Origin of the sequence: Enterobacter sp. CM29 (genome assembly GCF_013179605.1) — a bacterium.
Classification (GTDB): domain Bacteria; phylum Pseudomonadota; class Gammaproteobacteria; order Enterobacterales; family Enterobacteriaceae; genus Enterobacter; species Enterobacter intestinihominis.
The window spans coordinates 1-10,395 of the sequence record NZ_JABMCU010000159.1 but is presented as its reverse complement, the minus strand read 5'-3'; the positions used below and the strand labels follow the sequence as shown (position 1 = coordinate 10,395).

Genomic DNA, 10,395 nt, shown 5'->3' with positions numbered 1-10,395 from the left:
CATTGAACGCTAAAGACGGAGAGGAAGTATGCAATTTTCAACAACACCAACCCTGGAAGGTCAACCCATTACCGAGTACTGCGGCGTGGTCACCGGTGAGGCGATTCTGGGTGCCAACATCTTCCGGGACTTCTTTGCCGGCATTCGGGATATCGTCGGCGGGCGCTCCGGTGCCTACGAGAAAGAACTGCGTAAAGCGCGTGACATTGCGTTTAAGGAGCTGGGCGAGCAGGCCAAAGCGCTGGGCGCGGATGCGGTGGTGGGCATTGATATCGACTACGAAACGGTCGGGAAAGATGCCAGCATGCTGATGGTGAGCGTAAGCGGCACGGCGGTGAAAACCCGTCGATGAAGCGTTCGCTCTCAACCCTCCTGCTGGCATTGTTGCTGGCAGGATGCGCCTCGGAAGAGGGCATTGTTGATAAAGGCGCGTACGAACTTGATACGCGCCATCAGGCGCAGGCGGCCTACCCGCGCATAAAGGTGCTGGTGATCCATTACACCGCCGATGATTTCGACACCTCGCTTGCGACCTTAACCGATAAAAACGTCAGCTCTCACTATCTCATCCCCGCAAAGCCCCCAGCTCCGCAGGGCAAACCGCGTATCTGGCAGCTGGTGCCGGAGAGCGAGCTGGCCTGGCATGCAGGTATTAGCTTTTGGCGTGGGACCAACCGCATAAATGATACCTCCGTCGGCATTGAGCTGGAAAACCGCGGCTGGCGGAAAACCGATGGTGTGAAAACCTTTACCCCCTTCGAACCGGGGCAAATTGCGGCGCTAATCCCGCTTGCCAGAGACATCATCGCCCGCTACGACATTAAACCGCAGAACGTTGTGGCCCATTCGGATATCGCCCCGCAGCGTAAAGACGACCCTGGCCCGCTGTTTCCGTGGCGCGAGCTGGCGCAGCAGGGCATCGGAGCCTGGCCTGAACCGGCGCGGGTAAATTTTTATATCAACGGGCGACCGCATTATCAGCAGGTTGATACCGCAGCACTGCTCGATGTGCTGGCGCGCTACGGTTACGAGGTGCCAGAAAACAGCACGCCTGCACAGCAAAAACGCATCATCATGGTGTTCCAGATGCATTTCCGTCCGCAGTTATGGAATGGCGTCGCGGATGTGGAAACCATGGCGATTGCCGAAGCACTTTTAGAGAAATACGGGCAGGGGTAAACCTTTGGCTTACCCCCAAATGAGTATATTTCCGCAAGTTTCTATTAGATTAATCCTAAGTACATTCTCATTTCATTTTTAGTTAATTGACTTAAAATTATTCGGATTTAAGATGGACACATAGCACGCTAAGCAATTTAGCGAATAAAAAACTTTACTCTTTTTTTTATTCTTGAGTTTTCATCAGGAAAATATTTATGGTTCGGTATGAATGCCGTTGCCATGTTTTTTAAAATCACATCTTAAAACGGGTATAACAATGTTAAGCATCTATGGAAAAAAATTACGTCCGCAACATGAAATGGAAAAAATTATTTCTGCAACCTCATGCGTTGAAGAAAGAACGTTAAAAAAATGGCAGAAGATTTCCACTGCTGATTCCGGTTTAATTCATATTATTGTCAGCGGCGAAGTCGAATTTCGACGTGACTCTGACGAACTGTGCTTGTTCACCGTTACCGGGCAATGCATTTTCGGCCTGTCGTCGATGTATTACAACGCCACCCATATGTACGGCCTTGTTCGGTCGAATACGGTTGTTCGCTCGATCAAGAAAGAGGTCTTCGCCCAGCTGATGACCGAGAAAAACCTGTGGCCTGAACTGACAAAAGTGCTTTCCTGGTACATATGCCTGATGAGCAAGCGCGATGATATTCTGGTCGCTCGCAGCGCATATTCTGTTGTTCGCGAATTTTTATATGAGATCAACGACCTGATTGTACAGCATCAGCGTGATATTAACGTTTATGATTACATTCAGGAATACACTAACCTGGCACGTAGCACCATTATTAAAATCCTCTCCGATCTGAAAAAAGGTCAATATATTGTGGTGGAAAAAGGTCGACTGCTTAACCTCACCGCACTGCCTGAAAAATATTAATGCCTACTCCCGCCGGTCTCCTTTATCACTGAAAGGGGAACGGCTGTTTTCACTGTTTTTAACACTTGCTTGTGAATTATCCTGCGTTTCGTCAACCGGCGGTGCGGGAATTTTTCCTTGAGAATAATCCTGCTCCTGCTCTTTTAATGCCTGTTTAAATAATTCCGTTAATGATGACTCTTCACTGCTCGTGCTGGCGGGGGCGGTATCGTGCTCATGCGCCTCAGTTCCGGGTAGGGTATCCCGCGAGGGGTCTTGCGGCACCGCGCCGTCGGGCGCCTGCTGCCAGTCGGCATCATCACTGATGATCGGCAGATCCTGCATCGGTGGAACATCAACAGGCACTGGCGCAGCTTTAGGCTGCGGATGCGGGAACGGTTTACTCACGTACACGTAGTGCATCTCCGAAAGCTGGGTTTCCGGTTTGGCAACGCTGGCGTTGACCGGTTCAGGCGCCGGGTGGCGCATGTTCCAGTAGACATGCATATACAGGCCGACAACCAGCATGGCGCAAAGGCCGACCATCCATAATGCTGTTTTGCCGAAAACGTTTTTCAGGCTGGGGAGGCGGTACGAAAACCAGACCGCTTCCCCGGTTGTATAGCTGCGCTGGGCCGCAAGGCAGATGGTCGACATTAGGCTTTCTTCTCCTGCATTTTTGCGTCCGGGGTAGTGCGGGTGGCCTGAATCAGTACGCTCGGCGTGCTGTTGGTTACGCGCATCAGCTGCATCAGCGTTTCTTCGCCGGGGATGCCATCCACGTGCAGATGCATTTTTTGCTGAAACTCACGGGTGCGTTTCATCATCTCTGCGGTCCAGATCCGGGCATGCGTTTCGGGCTGGTTCAGCGCGATGCTTAACTGCTGATCGAGCCAGGCCATGTCTTTGCTGTCGCTGGCCGCGCCGATCGCGTCTTTTCCTTCCGGTGTCAGGCGGTGCAACTGGGTGAAGTTGCCGGTCGCATGCCGGTTAAACCAGCTGCGGCTCACCTGCCAGGTCCGGTTATTCATTAACAGGTCAATTGATGTATCTCCGACCCTGGCGACCACCGCATAGTTAAGGTGACCGCTGGTTTTCAGCTCACTGACCCACGGATACCCTTCCTGCGCCAGCGTCTCCGGCGACGCGTTCCCCTGTTTACACATCAGGTTCACTTTAGCGGCGTTCTGGCACAGCGCATCTTCGGCCGAGGCGTCATATCCCCACATCAGATAGAGCTGGTGCATCGCATCCGGCTGATTAACCATTTCATTGTCGATAACCGGCACCACGGGCGCCTCCGTTTTTCGCGTCGGCTGTTTCCAGCTGACGGGGACCGGCAGCTGGATGGGAAGGTGCCCGCTGATGGACGAGGTTAAATACCAGCCGCAGGCGGCAAACAGCACCGAAGCGAACAGCCCCACGGTTGCCAGACGCTTACCGTGTTTTTTCGCGGGCAGGATCTCTCCCGCCGCCAGGCGTAAATGACGCGGGCTGACCTGCGACGCGCGTTCCGTCCAGGCAGCGAGCATTGACAGGTGCGCCAGTTCGTTAAGTTTGCTGATGTTGCCTTTGGTCAACGTGTGCATTTTGCGCACGCGGGCCGGCGTTAACGGCGAATTTTCACAGCCGTGTTCTTCGCATTGCGCCTGCACATAGCCCAGGAATTCGCGGCAGGTCAGGGGGCGCAGGACATGACGAGTGTGTGTGTATTCGCGCAGTTCAGGTTGCTTAAGCAGGATTTCCTGATCCGCAGTGCCCGTCAGCACCACGGAGAGCCGGAAGTTCAGCTCCTGGGCTCGCGTGAGCAGCGTACCCAGGACTTCACGGCAGCTCTCTTTCATGGCTTCGGCGTGTGAAATCACCAGCACTCTGGTTTTCGCTTTTCCCTCGTGCCACTGGCGCAGGATGGCATCCACCGCCTGCAGGCGATTCTTGCTCTCTTTCGTTACCGGATTGAGCTTGTACAGCAGGCTACTGGCACTCAGTTTGGGAAACGCATTGATAACAAGGACGTTACTGTGGCGGGTTTTTAGCGCATCGCTGAAGTGACCCAGAAGCGGGGCGTCGTCGCAAAAGAGCCCGATAATTCCCGCCTGCTGGGTTTTCTCTTTCAACAGGTTGAACACATCCTGATGATAAGGCACCAGAAAATCCCCGGATAAACGGGCGATCGATCTGAATGGCGGATTTTTAAAATTAAAGTGGCTCTGATACATAACGACTTACCGTCTCTGATTAGGAATAGCAACAGCATCAGAAAGTAAGGTAACGCCCCTGAACGGTCAATTTGCAAGCAGGGTAAAAATATCCTGCTGGCAGCGTCTAACATTTGGATTTTATACGGTCAATATTTTTCTTTATGAAAGTTAGCGGCGAAGTCAGTGGTCGCATTTGCACCAGCTTATTACTATTTTCATCCATATTGGCGCAGTATGACGCTGCTTATTTTTGCTTTGCTATAGGCCGGATAAAAAATGAGGTTCTCATTTCTTTCACGGTGGATAACGCCTTGTATTATGTTTGTGCTGCTGATCTTTTGCGGCCAGCAAGGGTATCTCACCTTTAAAGATTATAAAAAAGTTATGAATAAGTTGGCTAATGCCGATCAACAGCCGCTGAAAAAAACGCGCGAAGAGAAATCCTTTTCGCTTTTTACGGCAGCCGTGCGTCAGGAAATCTTACCGGGTGCGGTGAAAGCCCCGCTGGCAGCTGAAATCGAAGGTATTGTGAACAGCGATGACGCCTGGCTCTCCTTTGCTGTCATCAAAACGCCAGGCGGTCAGAGAAGCTACCGTGAGGGTGAACCTCTCTCTGGATTTAACGACGCATTTATTCAGGAAATAAACAAAGATAATGTGGTGGTTAATTATGAAGGTACTACGCAGGTTCTGGCATTAAATAAACCGGACTATTTTAAGGGTGGCGTGGATAGCGGCCCGGTAACGAAATCGACAAAAGATGTTGGCGCAGAGAGTGTGCATCTTGATGATTATCTGGTGTTAAAACCCATAATTGAAAAGGGCCGACTGGAAGGCTACAGGATAAACCCAAGGAATGCCTCCGCCTTTTACAGCCAGTCAGGTCTGGTAAAAGGCGATGTGGCGGTTCAGGTTAACTCTGTCGATATGACCGATGAAGCAAAAGCGAAAAGCATTATTGCCAACTGGTCAAAAATGAAAGAAGCGGAGGTCATCGTACGACGTCACGCTCACCTTGAAAATATTCGGATTAATGTTCTAAACAATTAAAAAGTGTGCAGACATGAAAAAAATTCCCTGGGCGTGCGTGGCGCTGACCGCATTGTCGTTATATTCCAGTTCGCTGCTTGCAGCTAACTTTAGCGCGAGTTTTAAAAATACTGATATTCGCGAGTTTATCGATACGGTAGGCCGCAATCTCAATAAAACCATTCTGGTCGATCCGTCCGTCCAGGGAACCGTCTCGGTCCGAACCTACAACGTGCTGACGGAAGATGAGTACTATCAATTCTTTCTGAGCGTGCTGGATCTCTACGGCCTGTCGGTGATCCCGATGGACAACGGCATGGTCAAAGTGGTGCGCTCAAGCGTGGCGCGTACCGCCGGTGCGCCGCTGGCAGACAGCAAAAATCCGGGCAAAGGTGACGAGATCATCACCCGCGTGGTGCGCATGGAAAACGTGCCTGTTCGTGAGCTGGCCCCGCTGCTGCGTCAGCTCAACGATGCCACCGGTATCGGGAACGTGGTCCACTTTGAGCCGTCCAACGTCCTGCTGTTAACCGGTAAAGCCTCGGTGGTGAACCGGCTGGTGGATCTGGTGCAGCGCGTCGATAAAGACGGCATCCAGCGTCGCGAAATCATCCCGCTGCGCTTTGCGTCCGCCAAAGAACTCTCGGAGATGTTGAATAACCTCAACAATGAAGAACAGAAAGGGCAGAACGCGCCGCAGCTGGCGACTAAAGTCGTCGCGGATGACGAAACCAACAGCCTGGTGATCAGCGGCGCGGAAGATGCGCGGGCGCGCACCCGTTCCCTTATTCATCAGCTGGATCGTGAGCAGAATAACGAGGGCAATACCCGCGTCTTCTACCTCAAGTATGCCAGCGCCACCAAAGTGGTGCCGGTTCTCACCGGGATTGGTGAGCAGCTGAAAGACAAGCCGGGTGCGGCCAAAGCGAAATCCGCGAGCGCCTCAACCGATCTGAATATTACCGCCGACGAGTCAACCAACTCCCTGGTGATCACCGCACAGCCTAACGTGATGAACTCCCTCGAGAAAGTGATCGACAAGCTGGATATTCGCCGTCCGCAGGTGCTGGTGGAAGCGATCATTGCCGAAGTGCAGGACGGTAACGGCCTGGATCTTGGCGTGCAGTGGACCAGCAAGCACGGCGGGGTGCAGTTTGGCTCCACCGGCCTGCCAATCAGCCAGATTAAAAATGGCACCATGAAAGGGGCAAGTTTCACTGGCCTTGCGACCGGCTTCTTTAACGGTGACTTCGGTGCGCTGGTGACCGCGCTTTCCACTGACGGCAAAAATGACATCCTCTCCACGCCAAGCGTGGTCACGCTGGATAACAAAGAAGCGTCGTTCAACGTCGGTCAGGATGTGCCGGTGCTTTCCGGTTCGCAAACCACCAGCGGCGACAACGTCTTTAACTCGGTTGAGCGTAAAACCGTAGGGACCAAGCTGAAGATTGTGCCGCAGATTAACGATGGCGACATGATCCATCTGAAGATTGAGCAGGAAGTGTCGAGTGTCGACAACAGCGCGACGGAAGACTCCAGCCTCGGCCCAACCTTCAACACGCGCACGATTAATAACGAAGTGATGGTCCACAGTGGTCAGACGGTGGTGCTCGGCGGTCTGATGGAAAATGTGACCAAACAGTCCGTGTCCAAAGTGCCCCTGCTCGGCGATATCCCGCTGGTCGGTCAGCTGTTCCGCTACACCTCGCAGGATACTTCCAAACGCAACCTGATGGTGTTTATTCATACCACCGTCCTGCGTGACGACGACAACTACAGCGCGGCCTCGAAAGAGAAATATGACCAGATCCGGGTGCGCCAGATGCAGCGAGTGGAGGAGAAAAAGCTCGGTATTGTTGAGCCGACTGACAACGCCGTCCTGCCCGCGTTTCCCTCTGCAAGCACTGGCGCCGCACCGGTGAAAACCAGCGCCACGCGCAATCCGTTTAAAGAATAGCGCGGAGGGGTAACGTGGACGAACTGAGTAAAACACTGAGTAGCAGCAACTACGCAAAAGATAACGGCGTTCTGTTTTACAACAATGATGTCTATATCCGGGACGACACTCCTGCGCATGCTCTGCTGGAGGTGCGCCGGGTGCTGGGCCGTGCTTTCATCCCCGTCACTGTGACGCCGGAAGCGTTTGACGAGATGCTGGCCAAAATCTGGCAGCAGAGCAGCGGCGTGTCGCAGCAACTGGTGGACGACATGGACGCGGATATCGATCTGATGGCCTTAACCGAGGAGATCCCTGATAACGAAGATCTGCTCGATAACGACGAAAACTCACCGGTGATCCGCCTGATCAACGCCATTCTCGGCGAGGCGGTGAAGGACGGCGCGTCGGATATTCATATCGAAACCTTCGAGCGCACGCTGAGCATCCGCTTTCGTGTTGACGGCGTGCTGCGCCCGGTGTTGCAACCGGCGCGTAAGCTCGCGCCGCTGCTGGTGTCGCGTATCAAGGTGATGTCGAAACTCGACATCGCCGAGAAACGTCTCCCCCAGGATGGACGTATCTCCCTGCGCATTGGCCGTAAGGCCATCGACGTGCGTGTGTCGACCATTCCGTCTCAGTACGGCGAGCGCGTGGTCATGCGCCTGCTCGATAAAAGCAATCTCAAGCCCGACATCAACAAGCTTGGGCTGATTGATGAAGAGCTGGAGAAGCTGAAAGGGCTGATTGACCGCCCGCACGGGATCATCCTCGTTACCGGCCCGACGGGTTCCGGTAAAAGTACCACGCTGTACGCCATTCTTTCGGCGCTGAACGGTCACGAGCGCAACATTCTGACCGTGGAAGATCCGATCGAATACGAGCTGGAAGGCGTGGGGCAGACGCAGGTTAACCCGCGCGTGGACATGACCTTTGCCCGCGGGCTGCGCGCGATTCTGCGTCAGGACCCGGACGTGGTGATGATCGGGGAAATTCGCGACGGTGAGACCGCCCAGATCGCGGTGCAGGCGTCGCTGACCGGTCACCTGGTGATGTCGACGCTGCATACCAACAGTGCCGCAGGGGCGATAACCCGTCTGCGGGATATGGGGCTGGAGTCGTTTTTAATCGGTTCATCGCTGCTCGGTGTCATTGCCCAGCGTCTGGTGCGTCGGCTGTGTACGCACTGCCGGACCACCAGTCCGCTGGATGCCAATGAAAAAGCGTTGTTCAGCTTTATGGACGCGCCGCCAAAAGCGATTTATCGCGCGGTGGGGTGTGAACACTGCCGTCAGAGCGGCTATCAGGGCCGCGCCGGTATTCATGAGTTTCTGGTGGTGGACAGTACCATGCGCCGCGCCATCCATGAAGATAAGGACGAAATGTCCATAGAAACGCAGCTCTTTAAGCAGGCCTACAGCCTGCGTGAAAACGGGCTGCTGAAGGTGATCGGCGGCGTGACGTCTCTGGAAGAAGTCATGCGCGTCACCGCCGAGCGTGGGGGGGATGCGTAATGGCCTTCTACGCCTGGACGGCGACGAGTGCCGCGGGAAAAACCCAGCGCGGGACGTTACAGGCCGAGGGGCAAAAGCAGGTTCGCCAGTGGCTTCGCGAGCAAAAGCTGATGCCCGTGAGCATCACCGAAACCCGCGAAACGGCGACAGGCGGGAAAGCGAAAACCGGGGCGAAACTCTCTACCCCGGTGCTGTCGATGTTTACCCGTCAGCTTTCGACGCTGGTGAACGCCGCGCTGCCGCTGGAAAGTGCGCTGAAGGCGATCTCTAAGCAGACGGAAGATAAAAAGCTGGCGGCGATGGTGATGGAGATCCGCGAGAAGGTGGTCGAGGGGCATACGCTGTTCGACGCCTTTAGCCAGTTTCCACGCACCTTCGACAAACTCTACTGCACGCTGGTGATGGCCGGTGAGAAGACCGGCCATCTGGGCGACGTGCTGGAGAAGCTGGCGGAGTACAACGAACAGCGCCAGAAGATGAAAAGCAAGCTGACGCAGGCGATGGTCTACCCGATTACCCTCACCGTGGTCGCTATCGCGGTGATCGGCATTCTGCTGGTGGCGGTGGTGCCGCAGGTGATTGAGCAGTTTACCCACATGAAACAGCAACTGCCGATCACCACCCGGACGCTGATTGCGGTAAGTGATTTCCTGCAAGCCTGGGGTATCTGTATTGTCGGCAGCCTGACGGGGACGTTCGTCGGCTTCAAAACCTGGGTGCGAAACGTGAAAAACCGTTTTCGCTGGCACAGCTGGCTGGTGAACGGCTCGCCGATTAAAAAGCTGGTGTGCGCCATCAACAGCGCCCGCTATATCCGTACCCTGAGCATTTTGCAGGCCAGCAGCGTGCCGCTGCTGGAGGGGATGTATATCGCGATGGACGGTATTGAAAATCTCTATGCCCGGCAGGTGCTGGAGCAGGCCGCCGATACCGTACGTCAGGGGGCGTCGCTGTATGCGGCGCTGGAACAGGCGAAATTATTCCCGCCCACCATGCTGTATATGATTGCCTCCGGTGAAGAGAGCGGGGAATTAGGTAATTTAATGGATCGCGCTGCAGAAAATCAGGAATCGGCATTACAGCATCGAATTACATTAACGCTGTCGGTATTTGAACCGGCGCTGGTGGTATCCATGGCGACGATTGTTTTATTCATCGTTCTTTCAATATTACAACCGCTTCTGCAACTTAATAATATGGTAGGTTAAATCATGGCTCTAAAACGTAAAAACCTGGCTCGCCAGGCGGGCTTCACATTGCTCGAATTAATGGTGGTGATTGTTATTCTTGGCGTTCTGGCGAGTATGGTAGTGCCAAACTTAATGGGTAATAAAGAAAAAGCGGATACGCAAAAGGCGACCAGCGATATTGTCGCGCTCGAAGGCTCGCTGGATATGTATAAGCTGGACAACCACCGCTACCCGACCACAGAGCAGGGTTTGCAGGCGCTGGTGACGAAGCCGGAAATCGCACCAATCCCGAACGGCTATCGCACGGATGGCTATATTCGCCGCCTGCCGCAGGATCCATGGGGCAGCGATTATATTCTGGTCAGCCCAGGTGAACACGGTGCGGTGGACATTTTCTCTGCGGGTCCGGACGGCGAAGCGAATACTGCCGATGACATTACCAACTGGTCTCTGGATAAGAACGAGAAGTAATGAAAAATCAACG

General features: G+C 54.0%; 10 protein-coding genes. 8 read left to right on the top strand and 2 right to left on the bottom strand.

Annotated elements, in window-relative coordinates; translation table 11 throughout:
* Positions 1–28 precede the first annotated feature (28 nt).
* The 3 genes from HP459_RS17305 to HP459_RS17295 all read left to right on the top strand — a co-directional run bounded on the left by HP459_RS17305 (position 29) and on the right by HP459_RS17295 (position 2,062).
* On the top strand, positions 29–352 hold the full coding sequence (locus HP459_RS17305) for a heavy metal-binding domain-containing protein (RefSeq protein WP_003858361.1): 324 nt from the start codon (positions 29–31) through the stop codon (positions 350–352).
* Positions 349–1,179: an N-acetylmuramoyl-L-alanine amidase gene (locus HP459_RS17300; protein ID WP_063163408.1), complete on the top strand. Its 831-nt coding sequence runs from the start codon at positions 349–351 to the stop codon at positions 1,177–1,179. The genes HP459_RS17305 and HP459_RS17300 overlap by 4 nt, the downstream gene beginning before the upstream one ends.
* Before the next feature lie 259 nt (positions 1,180–1,438).
* Positions 1,439–2,062 (top strand): helix-turn-helix domain-containing protein, encoded by a 624-nt coding sequence (locus tag HP459_RS17295; RefSeq protein WP_022647582.1) that lies wholly within the window; start codon positions 1,439–1,441, stop codon positions 2,060–2,062.
* A 3-nt stretch (positions 2,063–2,065) separates the two neighbouring features.
* On the opposite strand, the gene HP459_RS17290 is transcribed toward HP459_RS17295, so the two are convergent.
* Positions 2,066–2,698 carry a hypothetical protein gene (locus tag HP459_RS17290; RefSeq protein WP_045623349.1) on the bottom strand — a complete coding sequence of 211 codons (633 nt, stop codon included), beginning with the start codon at positions 2,696–2,698 and terminating at the stop codon, positions 2,066–2,068.
* A complete protein-coding gene (locus HP459_RS17285; protein WP_063150540.1) occupies positions 2,698–4,260 on the bottom strand; it encodes an ExeA family protein in 1,563 nt (520 codons plus the stop codon). The genes HP459_RS17290 and HP459_RS17285 overlap by 1 nt, the downstream gene beginning before the upstream one ends.
* 300 nt (positions 4,261–4,560) lie before the next feature.
* On the opposite strand from HP459_RS17285, the gene gspC reads away from it, so the two are divergent.
* From gspC to gspG, 5 genes are read left to right on the top strand one after another with little or no spacing between them, the layout of a single operon-like run.
* Complete coding sequence (gene gspC / locus HP459_RS17280) at positions 4,561–5,292, top strand: type II secretion system protein GspC (RefSeq protein ID WP_032671003.1); 732 nt, start codon at positions 4,561–4,563, stop codon at positions 5,290–5,292.
* 13 nt (positions 5,293–5,305) lie between these two features.
* Positions 5,306–7,228 carry a type II secretion system secretin GspD gene (gene gspD, locus HP459_RS17275; RefSeq protein ID WP_023299693.1) on the top strand — a complete coding sequence of 641 codons (1,923 nt, stop codon included), beginning with the start codon at positions 5,306–5,308 and terminating at the stop codon, positions 7,226–7,228.
* Positions 7,229–7,242: 14 nt separating this feature from the next.
* A complete protein-coding gene (gspE, locus tag HP459_RS17270) occupies positions 7,243–8,721 on the top strand; it encodes a type II secretion system ATPase GspE (protein WP_171936538.1) in 1,479 nt (492 codons plus the stop codon).
* A complete protein-coding gene (gene gspF, locus HP459_RS17265; protein ID WP_171936537.1) occupies positions 8,721–9,929 on the top strand; it encodes a type II secretion system inner membrane protein GspF in 1,209 nt (402 codons plus the stop codon). Before gspE ends, gspF begins: the two co-directional genes overlap by 1 nt.
* A 3-nt stretch (positions 9,930–9,932) precedes the next feature.
* A complete protein-coding gene (gene gspG / locus HP459_RS17260) occupies positions 9,933–10,382 on the top strand; it encodes a type II secretion system major pseudopilin GspG (protein WP_038415752.1) in 450 nt (149 codons plus the stop codon).
* Positions 10,383–10,395 lie beyond the last annotated feature (13 nt).